This window comes from Pseudomonas sp. GW531-T4, assembly GCF_017349615.1.
In the GTDB taxonomy this organism is placed as follows: Bacteria; Pseudomonadota; Gammaproteobacteria; order Pseudomonadales; family Pseudomonadaceae; genus Aquipseudomonas; species Aquipseudomonas chlororaphis_I.
The window spans coordinates 103,932-127,627 of the sequence record NZ_JACMZT010000014.1; the positions used below are offsets into that span (position 1 = coordinate 103,932).

The window sequence follows — 23,696 nt, forward strand, 5'->3', positions numbered from 1 at the left end:
TCGGCTATGGAGGGTCTGTAGGGGCAATCTGAAAAATGCTGGCTGGGCCAGGCGGCATCGATAATGTGCCCTGCCTCAGCCCCTTCCAGGAGCATGCCTGACAAGTCGCGAGGCGGAAAATTTGTTATTTTCCGCACCCTCGGTGGCCGCTGCTGGCTGCCTCCAACAGAGAGTGAATAGATGAGCGACCTGTTACAGGTGATCGATATCGAAGTGGGCGAGGGCAAGGCGGCGGTCAAGGGCGCCTTGATCACCACCCAGTACCGCGGTTTCCTGGAAGACGGCACACCCTTCGATTCGTCCTGGGAGCGCGGCAAGCCGTTCCAGTGCGTGATCGGTACCGGGCGGGTGATCAAGGGCTGGGACCAGGGCCTGATGGGCATGCAGGTCGGCGGCAAGCGCAAGCTCTTGGTGCCGGCGCACCTGGGTTACGGCGAGCGCTCGATGGGCAAGATCCCGCCGAACTCCAATCTGGTGTTCGAGATCGAGCTGCTGGAAGTCCTGACTCGCGACGACTGATTTCGCTTATTGGCCAGGTCAGGGCTCTGCCTGATCGGGCCGCGTTACCCGGGCCGGGCGTGGGCTCGAACAGAATCGCCACGCCCTTGCTCCCTAGATCTCCCTTGAAATCGTGCTTCCGTGCTTTCGCCAGGCGGGGCCAGGTTGTGGCTGGTTGAAACGCAACGGGCTTTGGCCTCTTGCGTCTGTTCCAGTCATCGGCCAGGATGGGCGCCATATAGGTATAGGGGGTATAGGTATGTCGCATACGCACGCACAGAAAGACGATCTGCTCAAACGGGTCCGGCGCATTCTTGGCCAGGTGCAGGCCGTGGAGCGGGCCCTGGAGTCCGGCGCGGAGTGCGCCAAGACCCTGCATCTGGTGGCGGCCACCCGCGGTGCGATCAACGGCCTGATGGGGGAAATCATCGAGGCCCACGCCCTGGAGCATGTGGCTCACCCTGAGCTCAGTGATGAAGAGCGGGCCAAGGGCGTGAACGAATTGCTCGAAGCCATTCGCCGTTATTCCTGACCGGAGACCACCCCATGCGCCCCACCTTGCCCTCTGCAGGCTTGACCCACGACCACCACTTCCTCGGTGCCGCCCACGATGAAAACGCCCGGCGCACGCTGTGGGTGGTGGCGCTGACCTTCATCATGATGATCGGCGAAATCGCCGCCGGTTATCTCACCGGTTCCATGGCCTTGCTGGCCGACGGCTTCCATATGGCGACCCATGCCGGGGCCCTGGGCATCGCGGCGGCGGCCTACGGTTTCGCCCGGCGCAATGCCGACAATGCGCGCTTCAGTTTCGGCACCGGCAAGGTCGGCGACCTGGCGGGGTTCGCCTCGGCGCTGATCCTCGGCCTGGTGGCCATCGGCATCGCCGGCGAGTCGTTGCTGCGGCTGTTGCAGCCGACCCAGGTGGCGTTCACCGAGGCGACCGTGATCGCCGTGGTCGGGCTGCTGGTGAATATTGTCAGTGCCTTGCTGCTTTCCGGTGGCCATGCCCATCACGGCCACGATCACGGTCATCAGCATGCTCATGAGCACCCGCACGAACATTCACATGGGCATGGCCATCACCACGACAACAACCTGCGCTCGGCCTATGTCCATGTGCTGGCCGATGCCCTGACCTCGGTCCTGGCCATCGCCGCGTTGCTGGCGGGGCGTTATCTGGGTTGGGTCTGGCTCGACCCGGTGATGGGGGTGGTCGGCGCGCTGGTCATCGGGCGCTGGGCCTATGGCTTGATGAAGTCCAGCGCGGCGGTGCTGCTCGACACCACGGACGAACACCTGGCCGGCGAGATTCGCCAATCGGTGGAAGCCGCCGGCGATGCGCGCATCACCGACCTGCATGTGTGGCAGGTGGGCCCGCAGGCGCGGGCGGCGATCGTCAGTGTGGTGGCGGCTGCCGGCGTCAGCGCCGAAACCATCCGCCAGCGCCTGGCGCCGGTCCACGAACTGGCGCACCTCACCCTCGAATATCGCAGCCTGTAACGCTAGGCCCCTGTCTGCACGGCAGGCGGGCAGGGGTAGTTTCTCCCAAGAAAATCCAGCAACCGCAGATTGACCTCTGCGGCCTGTTCGCTCTGGATCCAGTGCCCGCAATCCGCCAGCCGATGCTGTTCCAGGCGTGGCACCTTGCCGGGCATGCGCTCCATAGTGCGAGCTTCCAACTGACCCACCGGGTCGCGGTCGCCGATCATGAACAGCGTGGGTTGGCTCACCTGGCGTTCGCCCAGGTGTTCGGTCCGCTGCCAGTTGCGCTCGAAGTTGCGGTACCAGTTCAAGGCGCCGCGAAAACCTCGCCCCGCAAAGGTGCGCCGGTACACCGCAAAGTCCTCCGGCGTGCACCAGACGGGCGGTGCCTGGTGCGGCGGCATGCCGTCGAACAGCAGGGCCGACGGACTCTTCTCATCCAGCAGGTGTTCGCAGTCGTGCATGAAATGCAGCAGGCTGCGGTCGATGTCGGCGTCCAGTTCCCGCTCGGCGACGCCGGGCTCCTGGAAGTACAGGATGTAGTTGAAACGCTCGGCGAACAGCTCGGCCATGATCTCCACGGCCGGGCGCTTGGGGCGGCCGGCGAAAGGCACCGAGAGTGCCACCAGGGCCTTGACCCGCTGCGGTTCCAGCAGCGCCAGGTGCCAGGCGATCACGGCACCCCAGTCGTGACCGACGATGCAGGCCTGCTCCTGGCCCAGGGCATCCATCGCCTGCTGGATATCCGCGCACAGGGTCAGCACGTCATAGGCGGCTGCATCCTCTGGGGCGCTGCTGTCGCCGTAGCCGCGCATCTGCGGGATCAGCACCCGGTAGCCGGCGGCCGTCAGCGGCGCGACCTGCCGGCGCCACGAATACCAGCACTCGGGAAAGCCGTGCAGCAGCCACACCGGCGGGCCGTCCAGCGGGCCGTCGGCATGCAGGTGCAATTCGATGCCGTTGAGCTTCAGGGCGTGTTGGGTGATCTGGCTCATGATGGTGTCCTCCCAAGTCCAGGCATGACCCTAGCAGAAGCCCGCTGCCCCTCTGACCACCATTCATTGGTCGAATAGGCGCCCAGCAGTTTACCCGGCATGGGCCCGGCGGCTGTCCGCCGGCGCCTGGTCGCGCTGGGTCAGCCCGTAGTCGCGCGCCACTGCGGCGACCCGCAGCCGGTAGTCGGCGAACACCTGGGTCCGCCCCAGGGCCTGGGCCGTGCGATGGCGTTCCAGGGTGCGCCAGGCCTCGACCGCCTGCTCGTCGCGCCAGAACGACAGGGACAGCAGCTTGTCCGGCTCGCTCAGGCTCTGGAAACGTTCGATGGAAATGAAGCCGTCGATCTCCAGCAGCAGCGGTTTCAGCGCGGCGGCGAGGTCCAGGTAACGCTGGCGATGTTCCGGGCGGGGCAGGGCTTCGAATATCACGGCGATCATCAGTGCGACTCCGGCAGGAGGGTGAACAGGGGGATGCGTCCGTTGAGCGAGGGCTTGTAGGTCCAAGCGATGGGCTGATCGAGGGTCGATTGTGGCAGCAGCGCGCCGACCACCGCGCTGGCGATGCTCAGGGCCAGGGCCTGGCCGGGGCATTGGTGGCGGCCGCTGCCAAAGCTGAAACTGCGCCGGGCCTCACGTTCAAGCAGCAGGCGATTCGGCTCCGGGTTCAGTTGCGGGTCGCGGTTGGCCGAGGCCAGCAGCACCAGCACCACAGCGCCCGGCTCCAGCGTCACCCCGGCGATGCTGCAAGGGGCGGCGACGAAGCGCCGGGTGTTCTGCACCGGCGGGTCGTGACGCTGCACTTCGGCCAGCAGGTCGGCGATCCGGTTGGGCGTCGCCCGCAGGTCCGCGAGTAACTGGCGATTGTTCAGCAGGGCGCAGAGGCTGTTGCCGATCAGCCCGGCGCTGGCCTCGAAGGTCTGGGACAACAGGCCGATCAGGTTGCCGATCAGGCTGTCGTGACCCTGCCTGTCGAAGCCGTTGACGATCCGCTGCAACAGCGGGCTGGCGGGGGCCTGATCGAGCAGGGCCTCGAAGTGTCGGCTCAACGCTTCGGCTGCCCGGTGGGCGGCCTCCCGTTGTGCCTGATTGCTGGCCGGCGACAGGCAGGCGACAAAGTCCCGGGTCAGCCCGGTAATCTCTGGCAACTGGTGCGCGGCAAAGCCCAGCAGCCCGGCGACCACCGCCACCGGCAGGCGGAACTGGCAATCGTGCAGCCTGGCAGTGGTATCCCTTGGCAGGCCCAGCAGCAGGGCGGCGACCCGCTGCTGGATTTCCTCGGCATATACCTGTTGCAGGCCCGGCTCGACCGCGGCCCGCGGGCAACGCTGGCGTTCGCCGTCGTTCATCCGCATCAGTTGGCCGAACACTGTGCCGGCGGCGCCGTCGGCTATGGCCCGGGGCACCGGCTCGTGGGCGGGACGTACCCGGCACTCGGGATGGGCCAGCACCGCGGCCACCGCTGCGGCGCTGCTGGCCAGCCACATCCCCAGCCTGGGGTCGAAGGCCAACCCGTCCCGGACCCGCAGGCTGGCGTAGTAAGGGTAGGGATCGGCGTGGGTGACGGCGGTGATCGGGTCCATGACGGGCGGCCTTATTCGCGGGGGAGAAGTGTTGCTACTATCGGCAACCTGCGAAGGGCACGATTCGTTCGGGAGCGAAATATGAATGCACAACAGCACGACAACGCCGTATCCCAGGTCGCCGCGGCCATTGCCGAGCCGGCGCGGACGAAGATGCTCTGCGCGTTGATGGACGGCCACGCGCGCACCAGCACCGAGCTGGCGGCGATCGCCGATGTCAGCGCCTCCACCGCCAGCGCGCACCTGGGCAAGCTCAAGGACCTGGTCCTGGTGCGCCTGCATGTGCAGGGCCGCCATCGTTACTACAGCCTGGCCGACCAGCGCGTGGCCCAGGCCCTGGAGGCCCTGATGGTGATCGGCCGCAACGCCATGCCAGCTTTCAGCCCGCGCACCCCGGACCGCCTGCAGTTCGCCCGTACCTGCTACGACCATATGGCCGGCACCCTGGCGGTGCAGTTGCATGACCGCATGCTCGACGCCGGCTGGTTGCAGGAGCCGCAGGAGGGCGCCCAGGAGTACAGCCTGAGCCCGGCCGGCGAAGGGTTTTTCGCCGGATTGGGTATCGATGTGCAGGCCCTGGCGACCTTGCGTCGACGCTTTGCCTGCCCGTGCCTGGACTGGAGCATGCGCCGCCCGCATCTGGGTGGTGCGCTGGGAGCCGCGTTGTTGCAGGAGGCGATCCGGCGCAAATGGCTGACCCAGGACCTGGACAGCCGGGCGCTGGGATTGACCGCCCTGGGGCGCAAGGAGCTTGCCACTCGGTTCGCGGTCCAGCTCGAAGAGCCCGACAGCCCAACCCTGCGGGTCGGGAGCGCTGGCAAACCGGATCGGCCGTCCGTTACCCAGGCTTCATAGGCCGGTCCACAACCCCATGGCTGGCGCTGCCGTCAGCCTGCGCATGCAGTGCTTTGCTTGGAGTTCTCCCTATGCTCATCGTCTTCAGTGGCCTGCCCGGCAGCGGCAAGACCACCATCGCCCGGGCACTGGCCAGCCATCTGCGGGCCGCCTATCTGCGCATCGACTCTATCGAGCAGGCGCTGCGCAACGGCGGCTTGGCGGAGGTCGGCAAGGCCGGGTACGAGGTCGCCAATGCCCTGGCCCGCAGCAACCTGGCCCTGGGCAACCGGGTGGTGGCCGATTGCGTCAATCCGCTCGCCGAAAGCCGCCAGGCCTGGCAGGACATTGCCGAGGCCGAGCAGAGCCCTTTACTGAATGTCGAGGTGGTCTGCACGGACCTCGCCGAGCACCGGCGCCGGGTGGAAAGCCGTGAGGCGGATGTGCCCGGCCTGCGTCCGCCGAGCTGGCAGTCGGTGCTCGATCACGACTACCTGGCCTGGAGCGGCGAGCGCTTGAGGCTGGACAGCGCTGTGCTGGCGCCGGCAGCGGCGGTGCGGATCATCCTCGAACACCTGGAAACCTTGTAGTACCTGACCCACAGCGATGCCTGGATCGCCAGCAAGCTGGCTCCTACACGTTTTGCGGTGTGTGCGAGTAGCTATTTATCCGCGAATCACTGTAGGAGCGAGCTTGCTCGCGATGGCGGCGTGCCTGATTCACCCTGGTGCCTGCATCGCGAGCAAGCTGCGCTCCTACAGGTTCGGTGGTGGGGGGGAGGGCGGCGATAAATCCTGGCTGATTGCACTGAATCAATAAAAAGTGGAATGAAGAGTTCGGCGGATAACGTCGGCGAACGTTATTCCTTCGGGCGCGAACCGTGCACAGTCGGAAATACCCGATTCAATCCTGTCCGACACTTTTACAAACTAGCGCTGGCGAAAAGCTGAAATTGCGCCAATAGTTGGCGCTATTGGGTGTTTCGTTCGCCGTTGGTGCGTTTTCCGGACCGCTAATGGTGCGCTGTTCTTTCTCTCGGCAGGCCGCGTCAACTCTTGCTTTGTGCAAAGCGATAACAGCTGCTTTGCCAAAAATCCCCGTGTCAGGGCAAAAAAACCTTCCTCGACAGTTTCTGCACTTTTTTCGTTCGCGCCAGTGTTGTGCAAAGCCGTTCCGGCGGCCTTCCGGATAAAACGTTTCAGCATCAACAGGGAGTGGAGCCCCCTGGTTGAGTGAAAAGTGTCGCCAAAGTGTCATTTTTCCACCCTTGGGGACTTTATTCGCGGGGAGACGGGATTTGGGCACAGCGATTGCTAAAGCAGATAGACAGCCTTTGAAATCCAACGAAGTGTGCTGTTGAAGTTTCGGAAAACTTTCAGTTTGAAAGTTCACATTAAAACGAAAAAGGAGGTGACGAGTTCCACAACCAATGGACGTCATCGCGGGCGATCCATTGCCGAAAATCCATACGGGAAGTTTCGCCAAACGACTGGCGTCAATAAGTGGGGGTATTTCCGTCGGCATCGAGCGGAATATTCAAGCCGCACAATGAGGTGCACAACAGAACAGTTTCTATCGCTCAGCGTAAGGCCCGATTTATTGAAACAGAGAGTTTAAATAAAAAAGCCGTTTAAACCACGGCGAGGAGTTGGGGTATGTCCCGTGCTTTTTTTAACGAAATGTATGATGCGAGTGGTGGCTGCCGCCCACATTACCAGGAGTTCGCCCGCTGGCTGGCGGACACCCCCGTGGAGCTGCTGGACCAGCGTCGGCGCGAAGCCGACCTGCTGTTCCACCGCGCTGGCATCACCTTCACGTTGTACGGTGACGAGCAAGGCACTGAACGGCTGATTCCCTTCGACATCATCCCGCGCAGCATCAAGGCCAGCGAATGGCGGAACGTCGAGCGCGGCTGCATCCAGCGGGTCCAGGCATTGAACATGTTCCTGGCCGATATCTACCACGGGCAACGCATTCTCAAGGAGGGCATCATCCCGGCCGAGCAGGTGCTGGCCAACGAGGGTTACCAGGTGGCGATGCGCGGCCTGGATCTGCATCGCAATATCTATTCGCACATCTCCGGCGTCGACCTGGTGCGTGACGGCGACGGCAGCTACTACGTGCTGGAAGACAACCTGCGCACCCCCAGCGGCGTGAGCTACATGCTCGAAGACCGCAAGATGATGATGCGCCTGTTCCCCGAGCTCTTCGCCGCGCAACGGGTGGCGCCCATCGACCACTACCCGAACCTGCTGCTCGATACCCTGAAAAGCTCCAGCCCGCTGGACAACCCGACGGTGGTGGTGCTGACCCCGGGGCGTTTCAACAGCGCCTATTTCGAGCATGCGTTCCTGGCCCGGGAGATGGGCGTGGAACTGGTGGAAGGCGCCGACCTGTTCGTGCGCGACGACCGCGTGTTCATGCGCACCACCTCCGGCGCCCAGGCGGTGGATGTGATCTACCGTCGCCTCGACGACGCCTTCCTCGACCCCTTGTCGTTCAACCCCGATTCCATGCTCGGCGTGCCCGGGCTGATCGCCGCCTACCGTTCCGGCAACGTGGTGCTGGCCAACGCGGTGGGCACCGGGGTGGCGGACGACAAGTCGATCTATCCCTATGTCGACGAGATGATCCGTTTCTACCTGAGCGAGGAACCGATCCTGAAGAACGTGCCGACCTGGCAATGCCGCAAACCCGCGGAGCTGTCCCACGTATTGGCCAACCTGCCGGACCTGGTGGTCAAGGAAACCCAGGGCTCCGGCGGCTACGGCATGCTGGTGGGGCCGGCGGCCACGGCGGCGGAGATCGAAGACTTCCGCGCCCGGCTCAAGGCCCGTCCGGAAGCCTATATCGCCCAACCCACCCTGTGCCTGTCGACCTGCCCGACCTTTGTCGAGAACGGCATCGCGCCGCGGCATATCGACCTGCGCCCGTTCGTCCTGTCGGGCAGCGAAACCCGCCTGGTGCCGGGCGGCCTGACCCGCGTGGCTTTGCGCGAAGGCTCGCTGGTGGTGAACTCGTCGCAGGGCGGCGGCACCAAAGACACCTGGGTCGTGGAGGATTGACCGATGCTTTCAAGAACCGCTGCAGACCTCTACTGGATGTCCCGTTACCTGGAGCGCGCCGAGAACCTGGCGCGCATGCTCGAAGTCAGTTACTCGCTGTCGCTGATGCCCCAGGCGGGGCGTAGCGATGGCCATGCCGAGCTGGCGATGTCGCTGCTGGCCGCCGGCACCCTGGACGACTACAACCAGCGTTACGGCGAGCTGAACACCGAGCGCATGCTGCACTTCTTCGCCCTCGACGAGACCAACCCCGGCAGCATCTATTGCTGCCTGCGGGCGGCACGGACCAACGCCCATGCGGTGCGCGGGCGCATCACCGCCGACATGTGGGAAAACATCAACGCCACCTGGCTGGAAATGCGCAACATCGCCAAGAGTGGCCTGGGACGCTACGGCATCAGCCATTTCTGCGAATGGGTCAAGGAGCGTTCGCACCTGTTCCGTGGCGCGACCTCGGGCACCATCATGCGCAACGATGCCTATTGCTTCATTCGCCTGGGCACCTTTATCGAGCGGGCCGACAACACCCTGCGCCTGCTGGACGCGCGCTACGAAATGTTCGGCGAGGAGTCGGAGGAGGTCAGCGACAACTCGGCCCGTGGCTACTACCAGTGGAGCGCCTTGCTCCGTGCCCTGTCCTCGTTCGAGGCGTTCAACGAGATCTACCGCAATGCACCGGGAGCCGAGCAGGTATCCGAGATGCTGCTGTTGCGTGCCGACGTACCGCGCTCGCTGCATGCCTGCGTCGAGGAGCTGGACCAGATCCTCGCCAGCCTGCCGGGCAACAACGGCCGTCCGGCCCAGCGCCTGGCCGCCGAGCTGAACGCGCGCCTGCGCTACACCGGGATCGACGAGATCCTCGCGTCGGGCCTGCACCTGTGGCTGAGCGATTTCATCGCGCAGATCCGTCACCTGGGGCAGACCGTCCACGAATCCTATCTGGAGGTTGTATGAAACTTTCCATACGCCACGACACCACCTACAGCTACGCCGATGAAGTCTGCACCAGCATCCAGTTCCTGCGCCTGACCCCGCAGAACAGCGAGCGCCAGCAGATCCTCGAATGGCACCTGGAACTGCCGCGCCTGGTGCGCAGCCAGCTCGACCCCTACGGCAATATCCTGCACGTGCTGACCATGGACGAGCCCCATGGCGCCCTGGTCCTGAGCGCCTATGGCCAGGTGGAAATCGACCAGGCCCGGGAGATGGAGCACGACAGCCAGTCGCCGCTGCCCTTCCTGCGCAGCAGCCCGCTGACCAAGGCCGACGCCGCCCTCAGCGCCTTCGCCGCGCAGCACTGCGGCACCCGGCGCGACCGCGCGGCGCTGATCGAGCTGATGCACGCCCTGGCCACACACATGGTCTACAGCCCGGGCGCGACCACGGTGGACACCACCGCGGCCGAGGCTTTCGCCGGCCGGGTCGGGGTCTGCCAGGACCACACCCATGCGTTCCTGGCTTGCGCCCGCGGCCTGGGGATTCCCGCGCGTTATGTCTCCGGCTACCTGTGCACCGAAGACGAAAGCCACCTGGCCAGCCACGCCTGGGCCGAGGCCTGGATCGACGGCGGCTGGTACAGTTTCGACGTGACCAACCGCCTGGCGCGGCCGGAACGGCACCTGAAGCTGGCGGTCGGCCTCGACTACCTCGACGCCTGCCCGGTGCGTGGCATGCGTCGCGGCGGCGGCGCCGAGCACATGCTGGCACAGGTCCAGGTGAACTCGATGTTCCAGGTCCAGCACCAGTAGCCGCGGCCTTTCCCGCACCATCGGGCATGCCGGCCCCGGCATGCCCACCTCTTGGGCGTAGCAGCCCTGCATGGCCCATCTGCGCTTTCTGTCGTCGACTTTCTCAGCGACTTTCGGACTTTTCCTAAAGACAGTCTTTCCCCCCGGCCCCTAGCATGCGCCGCTCCGCAGGCTTGCAACGCAGCAAGCCAGGCGGGGAAAGGAAAGCAACGTTCAAGGGCAAGTCATGAAGAAATACACCACGGTCTTAAGCCTCTTGCTGGCGATGACCGGTTGTACCAGCAGCCACCAAGACACCTCCGAGGCCACGCTCACGGAGAAAGACGGCTACGTCCTTTCGAAAGGCGAAAGGGCGGTGGCGAAGAACCACCGGATCCGTTTCCTGGTCCTGCACTACACCGCGCTCGACCAGGTGCAGTCCTTCGAAACGCTGACGCGATCGGAACACGTCAGCGCCAACTACCTGATTCCCGATCGGCCGAAGACCCACAAGGGCCTGCTGGTGGCCGACCAGTTGGTCGATGACCACGACCGCTCCTGGCACGCGGGAGTGAGCCAGTGGAAGAACCGCAGCAACCTGAATGACACCTCGCTCGGGATCGAGATCGTCAACGCTGGCTGGGACCAGGACACCGGCCAGTTGCTGGGCGAGCCCTACAACGAGCAGCAGATAGAACTGCTGATCAGCCTGACCCGCGACCTGGTCAGTAAGTACGACATACAGCCGACGGACATCGTCGGGCACTCGGATATCGCCCCCGGGCGCAAGATCGATCCGGGGCCGTTCTTTCCCTGGAAACGGCTTGCCGAAGCCGGCATTGGCGCCTGGCCCGACGAGCGCACCCTCGACGACTACCTGGCCCGCTTCAGCGTGGCGCCGCCGAGCATGGTCCAGGTCACGAAGGCGCTGCAAACCTATGGTTATGGCTATCTGGACGAGCAACCGGAAAGGGTGGTGGAAGCCTTCCAGATGCGCTTCAACCAGGAAAATGTCAGCGGGATCGTGGATATCCGTACGGCGGCCATCCTGTTTTCCCTGATCGACAAATATCACGGCAAGGACAAGGCGAGCGCCATTCTGCTGCCGCCGCAAGTGGCGGCGCTCGGCTAGGGGCACAGGTTTCGGCACCCATGAAAAAGCCCGCCGTTCGCGGTTGCGAAGGGCGGGCTTTTCAGCACCTGGTGGCTAGGGTCAGACCTTGACGATCCAGCCCGCTGGCGCTTCGATGTCGCCGGTCTGTACGCCGGTCAGCTCTTTGTAGAGCTTCTGGGTGATCGGACCGACTTCTTTTTCGCTGTAGAACACGTGCAGCTTGTCCTTGTACTCGATGCCGCCGATCGGCGTGATCACCGCGGCGGTACCGCAGGCGCCGGCTTCCTTGAAGTCCGACAGCTTGTCGATCAGCACGTCGCCTTCGATCACTTCCAGGCCCAGGCGGGTCTTGGCCAGCTCGATCAGCGACAGGCGGGTGATGCCCGGCAGTACCGACGGCGACTTCGGCGTGACGAATTTGTCGTCGTGGGTGATGCCGAAGAAGTTGGCCGAACCGACTTCCTCGATCTTCGAGTGGGTCAAAGGGTCCAGGTAGATGCAGTCGGCGAAGTGCTTCTTCTTGGCTTCCGAACCTGGCATCAGGCTGGCGGCGTAGTTGCCACCGACCTTGGCCGCGCCGGTGCCTTGTGGCGCCGCGCGGTCGTAGCTGGAGATCAGGAAGTTGTGCGGGGTCAGGCCGCCCTTGAAGTAGGCACCGACCGGAATGGCGAAAATCGAGAAGATGAACTCGGGGGCGGTGCGCACGCCGATGTTGTCACCCACGCCGATCACGAACGGGCGCAGGTACAGCGCGCCGCCGGTGCCGTAAGGCGGGATGAAGCGCTCGTTGGCGCGAACCACTTCCTGACAGGCGGCAACAAATTGCTCGGTGGACACCTGCGGCATCAGCAGGCGCGCGCAGCTGCGCTGCATGCGGGCGGCGTTCTGGTCCGGGCGGAACAGGTTGATCGAACCGTCCTTGCAGCGGTAGGCCTTCAGGCCTTCGAAGCACTGCTGGCCATAGTGAAGGGCGGTGGAGCCTTCGCTGATGTGCAGCACGTTATCTTCGGTCAGGGTGCCTTTGTCCCACTCGCCGTTACGCCAGTGCGACAGATAGCGCTTGTCTGTCTTGATGTAGTCAAAACCCAGCTTGTCCCAATTGATGCTTTCGTTACCCATGACACCCTCTATCGCTTAACAACCGTCGCAACGGCTCAAGGCTTCTGACGTTTTTTGGATGGGCACAACAATACTGCATTCCGGGGGGCCACCGCATCCCGGGCGATGGGAGGGGAAGCAAAAAAACTTAGCCTGCTCATGAACCCTCCTGTCGTCCTGTGGCGCGAACCCCAAAGGCTGCGGCGAGCTGTTTCTGTAGGAGCGAAGCTTGCTCGCGATAGCGTCGGCACAGACGGCTTGATATCCCTGCCGTGCTCACTGGCCCTATCGCGAGCAAGCTTCGCTCCTACAGACCCGGTGTTTATAGATGCAACGCGTGGCCCAGGGCGCGCAATGCCGCTTCCTGCACCGCCTCGCCCAGGGTCGGATGGGCGTGGATGGTGCCGGCGATATCTTCCAGGCGCGCGCCCATTTCCAGGGACTGGCCGAAGGCCGTGGACAGTTCGGACACGCCGACGCCCACCGCCTGCCAGCCGACAATCAGGTGATTGTCACGGCGTGCCACCACCCGCACGAAACCGCTTTTCGATTCCAGGGTCATGGCGCGGCCGTTGGCGGCGAACGGGAAGCTCGACACGATGCAATCCAGGCCGGCGGCCTTGGCCTCGTCCGGGGTCTTGCCGACCACCACCAGTTCCGGGTCGGTGAAGCACACCGCGGCAATGGCCGTCGGGTTGAATTCCCGGTGCTGGCCGGCGATCAGCTCGGCGACCATCTCGCCCTGGGCCATGGCCCGGTGCGCGAGCATCGGTTCGCCGGCGAGGTCGCCGATGGCCCAGACATTGCGCATGCTGGTCTGGCAACGCTGGTCGATGCGGATGGCCGAGCCGTTCATGTCCAGGTTCAGCGCTTCGAGGTTCCAGCCCTGGGTGTTCGGCTTGCGCCCGACCGCCACCAGCACCTGGTCGGTGTCCAGCTTCAGGCTGTCGCCGTTCGGGTCGCGCACCTGCAAGGAGTGGGTCGCGGCATCGAAACCTTCGACGCTGTGCTTGAGGTAGAGCTTGATCCCCAGTTGTTTCACCGATTCGAGCACCGGTTGGGTCAGTTCGGCGTCATAGGCCGGCAGGATGCGCTCCTGGGCCTCGACCACGCTGACTTCGGCGCCAAGCTTGCGGTAGGCGATGCCCAGCTCCAGGCCGATGTAACCGCCGCCGACCACGATCAGGCGCTTGGGCAGGGCCTTGGGCGCCAGGGCTTCGGTGGAGGAGATGATCGGCCCGCCAATCGGCAGCATCGGCAGGTTGACGCTTTTCGAGCCGCTGGCCAGCAGCAGGTGTTCGCACTGGATGCGGGTGTCGGCGCCTTCGATTTCCACGGTCTTGCCGTCGATGACTTTGGCCCAGCCATGGATCACCTGGACCTTGTGCTTTCTCAGCAGGGCGGCGACGCCGGTGGTCAGGCGGTCGACGATGCCGTCTTTCCATTCCACGCTCTTGCCGATGTCCAGGGTCGGTGCCGAGACGTTGATGCCCAGGGCCGAGCCCTGGCTGTGATGGCGGGTCTGCTGGAACTGTTCGGCGACATGGATCAGCGCCTTGGACGGGATGCAGCCGATGTTCAGGCAGGTGCCGCCCAGCGCCTGGCCTTCCACCAGGATGGTCGAGATGCCCAGCTGGCCGGCGCGGATCGCCGCCACATAACCGCCGGGGCCACCGCCGATGATCAGCAAGGTAGTGTTCAGAGTTTGTTGCATGCCTTACTCCAGAAATGCCTATTCAACAAAGAGACTGGCGGGTTGTTCGAGCAGGCCGCGAATGGCCTGGATGAAGAGCGCCGCGTCCATGCCGTCGACCACCCGGTGATCGAAGGAGCTGGAGAGGTTCATCATCTTGCGGACCACGATCTGGCCTTTGATCACCATCGGCCGTTCGACGATCTTGTTCACCCCGACGATCGCCACTTCCGGCAGGTTCAGCACCGGCGTGCTGACGATGCCGCCCAGGGCGCCGAGGCTGGTCAGGGTGATGGTCGAGCCGGACAGTTCGTCACGGGCCGCCTTGCCGCTGCGCGCGGCTGTAGCCAGGCGCGAGATTTCCGCGGCGCTGTCCCACAGGCTGCGGGCTTCGGCGTGGCGCACCACCGGCACCATCAGGCCGACGTCGCTTTGCGTGGCCACCCCGACATGCACCGCGCCGTGGCGGGTGATGACCTGGGCTTCGTCGTCGTAACGCGCGTTGATCTGCGGGAAATCGCGCAGGGCCACGACCAGGGCCCGAACCAGGAACGGCAGCAGGGTCAGCTTGCCGCGAGTGGCGCCGTGTTTTTCATTGAGGTGCGCGCGCAGTTCTTCCACCGCGGTGACGTCGATTTCCTCGACATAACTGAAGTGGGCGGCGCGTTGGGTGGCTTCCTGCATGCGCTGGGCGATCTTGCGGCGCATGCCGATCACCGGGATCTGCTCCTCGTCATGACGCTGGGCATAACCGGACGGCGCCGAGCCGCTGCGTGCGCTCTGGGTGCCCTGGGCCAGGTAGGCGTCCAGGTCTTCGTGGAGGATGCGTCCGGCCGGGCCGCTGCCCTGCACCAGGCGCAGCTGGATGCCCAGGTCCAGCGCATGCTTGCGCACGGCCGGGGAGGCCAGCGGGCGCTCGTCGGCGTCGCGGGCTACCGGCGCCTGTGGCGCGGGGCGGCACGCGGCGGCGGGTTTGCTTTCCAGCACTGGCGCGGCTTCGACCTTGGTCGCCGCCACCACCGGTGCTGCTTCTTTAATAGGGGCAGGTTCCTTGACCAACTGATCGGACGCCTTGAGGTTGCCGGCGCCTTCGACCTCGATGCTGATCAATATGCTGCCCACCGCCATCACTTCGCCGGGCTGGCCGCCCAGGGATAGGACCTTGCCATGCACCGGGGAGGGGATATCCACCATGGCCTTGTCAGTCATGACGTCGGCCAGCACCTGGTCCTCGACCACCAGGTCGCCGACCTTGACGTGCCACTGCGCCAGTTCTACTTCTGCGATGCCTTCGCCGATGTCCGGCATCTTGATAACGTGCGTGCCCATTCAGACCTCCATGACCCGTTGCAAAGCCGCGCCCACTCGGGACGGGCCAGGGAAATACGCCCACTCCTGCGCGTGCGGGTAGGGGGTGTCCCAACCGGTCACGCGCTCGATAGGCGCTTCCAGGTGGTGGAAGCAGTGTTCTTGCACCAGCGACACCAGCTCGGCGCCGAAGCCGCAGGTGCGGGTGGCTTCGTGGACCACCACGCAGCGGCCGGTCTTTTTCACCGACTTGACGATGGTCTCCAGGTCCAGCGGCCACAGGCTGCGCAGGTCGATGACCTCGGCGTCGATCCCGGTTTCCTCGGCGGCCACTTGCGAGACATACACCGTGGTGCCGTAGGTCAGCACGGTGACGTCCTTGCCCGGCCGGGTGATGGCGGCGACGTCCAGCGGCACCTTGTAGTAGCCGTCCGGCACCTGGGCCGAGGGGTGTTTCGACCAGGGGGTTACCGGGCGGTCGTGGTGGCCGTCGAACGGGCCGTTGTACAGGCGCTTGGGCTCGAGGAAGATCACCGGGTCATCGTTTTCGATGGAGGCGATCAGCAGGCCCTTGGCGTCGTAGGGGTTGGACGGCATCACGGTGCGCAGGCCGCAGACCTGGGTGAACACCGCCTCGATGCTCTGGCTGTGGGTCTGGCCGCCGTAGATGCCGCCGCCGCAAGGCATGCGCATGGTCAGTGGCGCGGTGAACTGGCCGGCGGAGCGATAACGCAGGCGCGCCGCTTCGGAAATGATCTGGTCCGTGGCCGGGTAGACGTAGTCGGCGAACTGGATTTCCGCCACCGGGCGCAGGCCGTAGGCGCCCATGCCGACGGCGACGCCGACGATGCCGCTTTCCGAGATCGGCGCGTCGAACACCCGCGAGGTGCCGTACTTGGCCTGCAGGCCTTCGGTGCAACGGAACACGCCGCCGAAATAACCGACGTCCTGGCCGAACACCACCACGTTGTCGTCACGCTCTAGCATCACATCCATGGCCGAGCGCAGGGCCTGGATCATGGTCATGGTGGTCGTGGTCATGGCGGTGTCCAACCGGATATTGTTGTTGTGGTCGTTCATGTCAGATTCCCAGTTGCTGGCGTTGGCGCTTGAGGTGCTCGGGCATTTCCTTGTAGACGTCCTCGAACATGGTCGCGGCGCTGGGGATCTGCCCGCCGGCGAGGGTGCCGTACTGCTCGGCCTGTTTCTGCGCGGCGATGACTTCGGCTTCCAGTTCGGCGCTGACCGCGGCGTGTTCCTCTTCGGACCACTGGCCGATCTTGATCAGGTGCTGCTTGAGGCGGGCAATCGGGTCGCCGAGGGGGAAGTGGCTCCAGTCGTCGGCCGGGCGGTACTTGGACGGATCGTCGGAGGTGGAGTGCGGGCCGGCGCGGTAAGTGACCCATTCGATCAGGGTCGGGCCGAGGTTGCGCCGGGCGCGTTCGGCGGCCCAGCGGGACGCGGCGTAGACCGCGATGAAATCGTTGCCGTCCACCCGCAGCGAGGCGATGCCGCAACCGACGCCGCGTCCGGCGAAGGTGGTGGCTTCACCGCCGGCGATGGCCTGGAAGGTGGAGATTGCCCACTGGTTGTTGACCACGTTGAGGATCACCGGCGCGCGGTACACGTGGGCGAAGGTCAGGGCGGTGTGGAAGTCCGACTCGGCGGTGGCGCCGTCGCCGATCCAGGCCGAGGCGATCTTGGTATCGCCCTTGATCGCCGAGGCCATGCCCCAGCCCACGCCTTGCACGAACTGGGTGGCCAGGTTGCCGGAGATAGTGAAGAAACCGGCCTCTTTCACCGAGTACATGATCGGCAGCTGGCGGCCCTTGAGCGGATCGCGCTCGTTGGACAACAGCTGGCAGATCATGTCCACCAGCGGCACGTCGCGGGCCATCAGGATGCTTTGCTGGCGGTAGGTGGGGAAGCACATGTCGTCGATGTTCAACGCCAGGGCCTGGGCGCTGCCGATGGCTTCCTCGCCGAGGCTCTGCATGTAGAACGACATCTTCTTCTGGCGCTGGGCGACCACCATGCGGTTGTCGAAGATCCGCGTCTTGAGCATGGCGCGCATGCCCTGGCGCAGGACCTCGCTGGGCACCTCTTCGGCCCATTCGCCCAGGGCATTGCCCTGGTCGTCGAGCACGCGAATCAGGCCACGGGCCAGGTCGGCGGTGTCAGCGGGTTCTACATCGATTGGGGGTTTGCGCACCGTGCCAGCGTCGGTCAGACGCAGGTAGGAGAAGTCGGTTTTGCAACCGGGACGGCCTGAGGGTTCAGGCACGTGCAGGCGCAGCGGTTCGTACGCTTGGGTCATGGCTTGTCTACGCTCGATCTTGTGAATTTCTTGTAGTGGGCGCGCTTAGCTGACAGTCATTCTTTGGGTAAAAGAAATCTTGTCCTACAACAATCATAGGCCGGGCCAAGGAGAATATTTATCTCTGTTTCGTTGCGCTAAAGACGATTTGCAGATAAAAAATCTGCATAAACATAAAAAACAGGTTGATTTGTCTCATGCGCAAACTGGACCGTACCGACATCGGCATTCTCAACAGCCTCCAGGAGAACGCCCGCATCACCAACGCCGAGCTCGCCCGTTCGGTGAACCTTTCGCCCACCCCGTGCTTCAACCGCGTGCGCGCCATGGAGGAGTTGGGGTTGATCCGCGAGCAGGTGACCCTGCTGGATGCCGACCTGCTGGGGCTGCACGTCAACGTGTTCATTCACGTCAGCCTGGAGAAGCAGGTGGAAGAGGCGTTGCAGCACTTCGAAGAGGCGATCGCCGACCGCCCGGAAGTCATGGAGTGCTACCTGATGGCCGGCGATCCGGACTACCTGATCCGCGTGCTGGTGCCGACCATCCAGGCCCTGGAGCGCTTCATGATGGACTTCCTGACCAAGGTGCCCGGCGTGGCCAATATCCGTTCCAGCTTCGCCCTCAAGCAGGTGCGCTACAAGACCGCGCTGCCGTTGCCGGCCAATGGGTTGACGCTGGGGAATTGACTTGATGGGCGAACTGCAGGCCCGGCCTCTCGCGAGCAAGCTCGCTCCTACAAGGACCCGTGCAGTCCCTGTAGGAGCGAGCTTGCTCGCGATAAAAATCGGCAGGCCGCCGCTGTTCTCGGATCGACCCACCGAACTTTCGTTCAACACATAACGCCTCAATCGTTATACGCCGCCTCGCTGTTATCGATCAGCGGGTCCTTCTCCGTCAGCACGATCTGCGCGATCCGGTCCTTGCGCATAAAGCTGACCTTCGGGTGGGACTGGGCGTAGCGGATAAAACGCTCCACCGCTTCGACCATCGCCGGCGTACCGCCGATACGATCGTGCAGGCTCACCGACATCATCCGCCGCCGGCTCGCGCCTTCGGCGTACAGGCGATCGAACTCCAGCACCAACTGCTGATAGAACTGTTCGGCGGAGAAGTGTCGGCCCTCGATCAGCACGATGTCGTTATTGCGCAGGGTGTAGGGCACCACGGCGAATTTCTTGCCGCGCACCAGGGTGACGAAAGGTTCGTCACGGCTGACGTCATCGATGTGGTAGGTGAAATTCAGGTCCTGCAACACCTTCAGGGTGTTGGGGCTGCGCCGCAGCCAGTTGGCGTTGTAGCCGACCGAGCGCTGGCCGGTGAGCTTCTGCACCGCGTCCACGCCATCGCCGATGAACTGTTTTTCCTGGGCGTAGCTCATGTTGTAAGAGTCGGCCCAACGCATGCCGTGGGCCGCCACCTCGTGGCCGCGCTCGGCGATGGCCTTGACCAGCTCCGGGTGTTTCAGCGCGGCTTCACCGACCACATGCGAGGTGACCTTGATCCCGGTGCGGTCCCACAGATCGAGCAGGCGCCACAGGCCTTCCTTGTGGCCGTAGTCGAACCAGGTGTTGGCCGGCAGGTCGGGGTAACCCTTGGGCAAGGGGCTTGCGGAAAACGGGCTTTCGGCGCCCTCCGGCTGGCCGCCGGTCTCGAACTGCATGGAAAACGACAGCACCAGTTGCGAGCCGTCCGGCCAGGGACGCTCCTGGGCGAACGCCAGGGCCGGCGTCAGCAGGCTGAGGGCGAGCAGGCGCTTGAACCAGCGCAAGTTTTTGTGGGGGGACATGGTGGCACTCCTTGGGGAAAAAGTGCCGATAGGCTGGCATCCGGTTTCTGCTTGAAAAATCCCCTCGAAACCAGATCACCTTTAAAGAAAATTTACCAATCGAGTCCGGGGAGGGCGTCGCTGCCGCTGGCCTCATCGCGAGCAAGCTCGCTCCTACAGAGTTTGCGCAAATCCTGTAGGAGCGAGCTTGCTCGCGATCAGATCCACCAAACGCCACCGCTCTCAGATCACCCCGCTGAACACCCGCTCCACCCCACCGGCCAGCCGCACCTTGCCCTGGCCGTCCCAGCTGACGGTGACCGGGCCGCCGTCGCACAACACCCGGACCGGGCTGTCCAGCAGGCCGCGGCGTATGCCGTTGACCGCCGCGCCGCAGGAGCATGAGCCGGAACCCAAGGGAATGGCGCCGTTGCGCTCCCAGATGCGCAGGCGAATGGTCTGGCGGTCGATGACCTGGACGAAGTGCACATTGGTCTTCTGCGGGAACAGCGGATGCGCCTCGATCCGCGGGCCCAGTGTCGCCACGTCGATGGCCTGCAGGTCCTCGACAAAAAACGTGCAGTGCGGGTTGCCCATGCTGCACGCCGCCGGCTCGCCGGGCAGGGGCAGGGCCAGGCTGTCGAGGGCCATCGCCAGCGGGATCTCCTGCCAGGCGAATTGCGGCACACCCATCTCCACCGACACCGACTGATCGTCCAGCCGCAGGCAATGCAGGATGCCGCGGACGGTCTTCACCTGTACCGAGTCTTCGCCGCTTTCGCGCATCAGCAGGTCGGCCGCGCCGCGGGTGGCGCTGCCGCAGGTGCTCAGGCTGGAACCATCGGCATTCCAGAAGGTCAGTTGCGCCGCTGTCTCGGGGCAATGGCTGAGCACCACCAGCTGATTGAAACCCACGCCGCGATGGCGGTCGCCCAGGGTCCTGGCCAGCTCGCCGGTGATCGGGTTGTCGCGTCCACGGGCATCGACCAGCATGAAGTCGTCGCCATTGGCATGCAGCTTCTGAAAGGACAGGGGCATTGCGGGGCTCCGCGGGAGGCACAGGTGACGGCCGATTCTAGGGGGCGAGCAGCGGCAATGATAGGCAGGGCCTGTGGCGGATTTGCGTCAGCGCCACGGGTATTTCGTCCGGCGGCCGGCAGTGGGCTGAAAAAATCCTCTGCGCCGTGATTAGCTTTGCATAAAGTTCGTCAATCGAGCCCGGCAGTGTGCCTGGATCCCGAGGTTTTCCGGCACACTGCCGGGCAACCCGGAACAACTCTGGAGCGTCCGCCATTCGGGCGGACATGGAACAAGGTCAGCGAATGGCAAGGTCAATGAATGGATAGCTACGCCCCGCGCAACTGGCAGCCCCACGAAAAGCCCAGCTTGCCCGGTTCCCCCTCGACGCCGCTGCACCCCACGCACAAGCGCCTGGCCTATGCCCTGGTCGGTCTGCTGGTGGCGATCACCGGCGGCCTCGGCAACTCCCTGGTGGTCGCCAACCTGCCTTACCTGCAAGGGGCGCTGGGCGCGACCACGGCGGAAATGGCCTGGCTGCCGGCGGCCTACGTGATGACCAACGTGTCGATGAACCTGCTGCTGGTGAAGTTTCGCCAGCAGTTCGGCCTGCGCGCCTTTACCGAGGTGTTCCTGGTGCTCTATGCGCTGGTGACCTTCGGCCACCTGTTCGTCAACGACCTGAGTTCGGCCATCGCCGTGCGCGCGGCCCACGGCATGGTTGGCGCCGCCCTGAGTTCCCTGGGCCTGTACTACATGGTCCAGGCGTTCCCGGCCAAGTGGCGGATGAAAGCCCTGGTGCTGGGGCTGGGTGCCTCGCAACTGGCCTTGCCCCTGGCCCGGCTGTTTTCCGAAGACCTGCTGCAGATCGCCGAATGGCGCGGCCTGTACCTGTTCGAGCTGGGGCTGGCGCTGGCCTCCCTGGGCTGCGTGTTCCTGCTCAAGCTGCCGCCCGGCGACCGTTTTCGCACCTTCGAAAAACTCGATTTCCTGACCTTCGCCATCCTCGCCAGCGGCGTCGCGCTGCTGTGCGCGGTGCTGTCCCTGGGGCGCATCGACTGGTGGCTGGAAGCGCCGTGGATCGGCTACGCCAGCGCCGGCTCCATCGTGCTGATCCTCGCCGGGCTGGCCATCGAACATAACCGCAGCAACCCGATGCTGATGACCCGCTGGCTGGGCAGCGGGGCGGCGATCCGCCTGGCCCTGGCGGTGATCCTGATCCGCATGGTGCTGTCCGAGCAGTCCACCGGCGCCGTGGGCTTTCTCCAGGCGCTGAACATGAGCAGCCAGCAGATGCGCCTGCTGTATGGGGTGATGCTGCTGGGCAGCATCGCGGGCCTGGCCACCAGCGCCCTGACCATCAACCCGGCGCACCTGTTCATGCCGCTGGTCATCTCCCTGGCGCTGATGGCCGTCGGCTCGGTGATGGACAGCTTCTCGAATAACCTCACGCGCCCGGCCAACATGTATGTCAGCCAGTTCCTGCTGGCCTTCGGCGGGACCTTCTTTCTCGGCCCGACCATGGTCCTGGGCACGCGCAACGTGCTGACCAACCCGCGCAACCTGGTGAGCTTCTCGGTGCTGTTCGGCATCTGCCAGAACCTCGGCGGGCTGATCGGCTCGGCGCTGCTGGGGACCTTCCAGATCGTCCGCGAGAAATACCATTCCAGCCATATCGTCGAGCAACTGGTGATGATGGACCCGCGGGTGCTGGGCCGGGTGCAGAGCGGCGGGGCGGCGGTCGGCAGGGTGATCGCCGACCCGCAGGCCCGCGAGCTGCAAGGCATCCGCAGCCTGGCCAGCGCCGCCACCCGCGAAGCCAACGTGCTGGCCTACAACGATGTGTTCATGCTGATCGCGGTGATCGCCGTGCTGACCATGATCTGGATCTTCATTCGCAGCCTGTGGCTGATGAGCACGACCAAGGCGGTCACGCCCGCAGCTTCGACCCCAGCCCCGACTCCCGTCCAACCCAGCGGTGCCATTTCTTCATGACCGAACCGACCATCACCACCACCAACGCCATTGCCTCGACGCCGGAAGGCAGTGCGCCGCCCTCGATGCCGATCACCGAGCCGCGTTCGCTGCGGGTGCGGATCATCTCGTCCCTGGGGTTCGCCGCGATCGCCATCAGCGGCGTGCTGGTCGTGCTCTATGCCTGGCAGCTGCCGCCGTTCAGCAGTGCCGTCGAAAGCACCGAGAACGCCCTGGTGCGGGGCCAGGTGACGATCATCGGGCCGCAGCTCAGCGGTTATGTGTTCGAGGTGCCGGTGCAGGACTTCCAGTTCGTCAAGGCCGGCGACCTGCTGGTGCGCCTCGACGACCGCATCTACAAGCAGCGCCTGGAGCAGTCCCTGGCCCAGCTGGCGTCGCAGAAGGCGGCCCTGGCCAATGTGGTGCAGCAGCGCAACAGCGCCGAAGCCACCATCAAGCTGCGCCAGGCGGCGCTGGCCGACAGCCAGGCCCAGGCGCGCAAGAGCGCAGCCGACCTGCGGCGCAACCAGGAACTGATCGCCGACGGTTCGGTGTCCCAGCGTGACCTGGACGTGACCCGCGCCGCCAACGCCCAGACCCTCGCCGCGGTGGCCCAGGCCCAGGCGCAGCTGGACATCGCCCGCCAGGACCTGCAGACGGTGATCGTCAATCGCGGCTCGCTGGAGGCCGCGGTGGCCAACGCCGAGGCGGCGGTGCAGCTGGCGCGGATCGACCTGTCCAACACCCGGGTCACCGCGCCGCGTGATGGCCAGCTGGGGCAGATCGGCGTGCGCCTGGGGGCCTACGTCAATTCCGGGGCGCAACTGATGTCGCTGGTGCCGAACCAGCTCTGGGTGATCGCCAACATGAAGGAAACCCAGATGGACAACATCCGCGTCGGCCAGCCCGCAAGCTTCACCGTCGATGCGCTCAACCACCGCAAATTCCACGGCCATGTGCAGCGCATCTCGCCGGCCACCGGCTCGGAGTTCGCCTTGTTGCAGGCCGACAACGCCACCGGCAACTTCGTCAAGATCGCCCAGCGGATACCGGTACGCATCACCGTCGACCCCGACCAGGCGGAAAGCGAACGCCTGCGCCCGGGGATGTCGGTGGTGGTGAGTATCGATACGGCGGCCGAGGGTGATGCCCACATCGAGTGATGTGCTCCCCTTGTAGGAGCGAGGCTTGCCCGCGATAGGATCTTGAATCTGACACCAGCTTCG

At 64.7% G+C, this 23,696-nt stretch carries 23 protein-coding genes; 12 read left to right on the forward strand and 11 right to left on the reverse strand.

Annotation, left to right across the window (positions count from 1 at the left end):
* Positions 1–180: 180 nt before the first annotated feature.
* From J4D28_RS13860 to dmeF, 3 genes are all read left to right on the forward strand, one after another.
* Complete coding sequence (locus J4D28_RS13860; RefSeq protein WP_103331058.1) at positions 181–519, forward strand: FKBP-type peptidyl-prolyl cis-trans isomerase; 339 nt, start codon at positions 181–183, stop codon at positions 517–519.
* Positions 520–757: 238 nt separating this feature from the next.
* The gene (locus J4D28_RS13865; RefSeq protein WP_009048394.1) at positions 758–1,030 is read left to right on the forward strand and encodes a metal/formaldehyde-sensitive transcriptional repressor; all 273 of its coding nucleotides are present in this window, start codon (positions 758–760) and stop codon (positions 1,028–1,030) included.
* Between the two features lie 14 nt (positions 1,031–1,044).
* On the forward strand, positions 1,045–2,001 hold the full coding sequence (gene dmeF / locus J4D28_RS13870; protein ID WP_009048395.1) for a CDF family Co(II)/Ni(II) efflux transporter DmeF: 957 nt from the start codon (positions 1,045–1,047) through the stop codon (positions 1,999–2,001).
* Between the two features lie 2 nt (positions 2,002–2,003).
* Here dmeF and J4D28_RS13875 read toward each other — a convergent pair whose 3' ends face one another.
* The 3 genes from J4D28_RS13875 to J4D28_RS13885 form a co-directional block, all read right to left on the reverse strand.
* Entirely contained in the window at positions 2,004–2,978 is a 975-nt protein-coding gene (locus tag J4D28_RS13875) for an alpha/beta fold hydrolase (RefSeq protein WP_103331057.1), read from the reverse strand.
* Positions 2,979–3,068: 90 nt separating this feature from the next.
* On the reverse strand, positions 3,069–3,416 hold the full coding sequence (locus J4D28_RS13880; protein ID WP_009048397.1) for an antibiotic biosynthesis monooxygenase: 348 nt from the start codon (positions 3,414–3,416) through the stop codon (positions 3,069–3,071).
* A complete protein-coding gene (locus J4D28_RS13885) occupies positions 3,416–4,558 on the reverse strand; it encodes a cytochrome P450 (protein WP_103331056.1) in 1,143 nt (380 codons plus the stop codon). The genes J4D28_RS13880 and J4D28_RS13885 overlap by 1 nt, the downstream gene beginning before the upstream one ends.
* Positions 4,559–4,639: 81 nt before the next feature.
* Between J4D28_RS13885 and J4D28_RS13890 the strand changes: the two genes are divergently transcribed.
* Together J4D28_RS13890 and J4D28_RS13895 are read left to right on the forward strand one after the other, a co-directional pair.
* A complete protein-coding gene (locus J4D28_RS13890) occupies positions 4,640–5,413 on the forward strand; it encodes a helix-turn-helix transcriptional regulator (RefSeq protein WP_103331055.1) in 774 nt (257 codons plus the stop codon).
* A gap of 71 nt (positions 5,414–5,484) precedes the next feature.
* Entirely contained in the window at positions 5,485–5,982 is a 498-nt protein-coding gene (locus tag J4D28_RS13895; protein ID WP_103331054.1) for an AAA family ATPase, read from the forward strand.
* A gap of 313 nt (positions 5,983–6,295) precedes the next feature.
* Here J4D28_RS13895 and J4D28_RS13900 read toward each other — a convergent pair whose 3' ends face one another.
* A complete protein-coding gene (locus J4D28_RS13900; RefSeq protein ID WP_146043827.1) occupies positions 6,296–6,832 on the reverse strand; it encodes a hypothetical protein in 537 nt (178 codons plus the stop codon).
* 215 nt (positions 6,833–7,047) lie between these two features.
* On the opposite strand from J4D28_RS13900, the gene J4D28_RS13905 reads away from it, so the two are divergent.
* The 4 genes from J4D28_RS13905 to J4D28_RS13920 all read left to right on the forward strand — a co-directional run bounded on the left by J4D28_RS13905 (position 7,048) and on the right by J4D28_RS13920 (position 11,316).
* Positions 7,048–8,457, forward strand: a complete 1,410-nt coding sequence (locus J4D28_RS13905) for a circularly permuted type 2 ATP-grasp protein (protein WP_009048402.1) — start codon at positions 7,048–7,050, stop codon at positions 8,455–8,457.
* A gap of 3 nt (positions 8,458–8,460) precedes the next feature.
* Positions 8,461–9,411 (forward strand): alpha-E domain-containing protein, encoded by a 951-nt coding sequence (locus J4D28_RS13910; protein ID WP_007925069.1) that lies wholly within the window; start codon positions 8,461–8,463, stop codon positions 9,409–9,411.
* Positions 9,408–10,205: a transglutaminase family protein gene (locus J4D28_RS13915; protein WP_103331053.1), complete on the forward strand. Its 798-nt coding sequence runs from the start codon at positions 9,408–9,410 to the stop codon at positions 10,203–10,205. The genes J4D28_RS13910 and J4D28_RS13915 overlap by 4 nt, the downstream gene beginning before the upstream one ends.
* A 226-nt stretch (positions 10,206–10,431) precedes the next feature.
* Positions 10,432–11,316, forward strand: a complete 885-nt coding sequence (locus tag J4D28_RS13920) for an N-acetylmuramoyl-L-alanine amidase (RefSeq protein WP_103331052.1) — start codon at positions 10,432–10,434, stop codon at positions 11,314–11,316.
* An 81-nt stretch (positions 11,317–11,397) separates the two neighbouring features.
* Here J4D28_RS13920 and J4D28_RS13925 read toward each other — a convergent pair whose 3' ends face one another.
* The 5 genes from J4D28_RS13925 to J4D28_RS13945 form a co-directional block, all read right to left on the reverse strand.
* A complete protein-coding gene (locus tag J4D28_RS13925; protein WP_009048405.1) occupies positions 11,398–12,417 on the reverse strand; it encodes a branched-chain amino acid aminotransferase in 1,020 nt (339 codons plus the stop codon).
* A 301-nt stretch (positions 12,418–12,718) separates the two neighbouring features.
* Entirely contained in the window at positions 12,719–14,110 is a 1,392-nt protein-coding gene (gene lpdA, locus J4D28_RS13930) for a dihydrolipoyl dehydrogenase (RefSeq protein ID WP_009048406.1), read from the reverse strand.
* 18 nt (positions 14,111–14,128) lie between these two features.
* Positions 14,129–15,418: a dihydrolipoamide acetyltransferase family protein gene (locus J4D28_RS13935; RefSeq protein ID WP_009048407.1), complete on the reverse strand. Its 1,290-nt coding sequence runs from the start codon at positions 15,416–15,418 to the stop codon at positions 14,129–14,131.
* Positions 15,419–16,477 carry an alpha-ketoacid dehydrogenase subunit beta gene (locus tag J4D28_RS13940; RefSeq protein WP_009048408.1) on the reverse strand — a complete coding sequence of 353 codons (1,059 nt, stop codon included), beginning with the start codon at positions 16,475–16,477 and terminating at the stop codon, positions 15,419–15,421. It abuts the gene before it with no gap.
* Between the two features lies 1 nt (position 16,478).
* The gene (locus J4D28_RS13945) at positions 16,479–17,714 is read right to left on the reverse strand and encodes a 3-methyl-2-oxobutanoate dehydrogenase (2-methylpropanoyl-transferring) subunit alpha (protein ID WP_009048409.1); all 1,236 of its coding nucleotides are present in this window, start codon (positions 17,712–17,714) and stop codon (positions 16,479–16,481) included.
* A 197-nt stretch (positions 17,715–17,911) separates the two neighbouring features.
* On the opposite strand from J4D28_RS13945, the gene bkdR reads away from it, so the two are divergent.
* Positions 17,912–18,400, forward strand: a complete 489-nt coding sequence (bkdR, locus tag J4D28_RS13950) for a Bkd operon transcriptional regulator BkdR (RefSeq protein WP_101282209.1) — start codon at positions 17,912–17,914, stop codon at positions 18,398–18,400.
* Between the two features lie 158 nt (positions 18,401–18,558).
* Here bkdR and J4D28_RS13955 read toward each other — a convergent pair whose 3' ends face one another.
* Together J4D28_RS13955 and dapF are read right to left on the reverse strand one after the other, a co-directional pair.
* A complete protein-coding gene (locus tag J4D28_RS13955; protein WP_041986747.1) occupies positions 18,559–19,500 on the reverse strand; it encodes a polysaccharide deacetylase family protein in 942 nt (313 codons plus the stop codon).
* A gap of 222 nt (positions 19,501–19,722) precedes the next feature.
* The gene (dapF, locus tag J4D28_RS13960; protein WP_041986743.1) at positions 19,723–20,517 is read right to left on the reverse strand and encodes a diaminopimelate epimerase; all 795 of its coding nucleotides are present in this window, start codon (positions 20,515–20,517) and stop codon (positions 19,723–19,725) included.
* 300 nt (positions 20,518–20,817) lie between these two features.
* Between dapF and J4D28_RS13965 the strand changes: the two genes are divergently transcribed.
* On the forward strand, positions 20,818–22,491 hold the full coding sequence (locus J4D28_RS13965; RefSeq protein ID WP_028682769.1) for an MFS transporter: 1,674 nt from the start codon (positions 20,818–20,820) through the stop codon (positions 22,489–22,491).
* On the forward strand, positions 22,488–23,633 hold the full coding sequence (locus J4D28_RS13970; RefSeq protein WP_038631652.1) for an HlyD family secretion protein: 1,146 nt from the start codon (positions 22,488–22,490) through the stop codon (positions 23,631–23,633). Before J4D28_RS13965 ends, J4D28_RS13970 begins: the two co-directional genes overlap by 4 nt.
* The last annotated feature ends 63 nt before the right edge of the window (positions 23,634–23,696 follow it).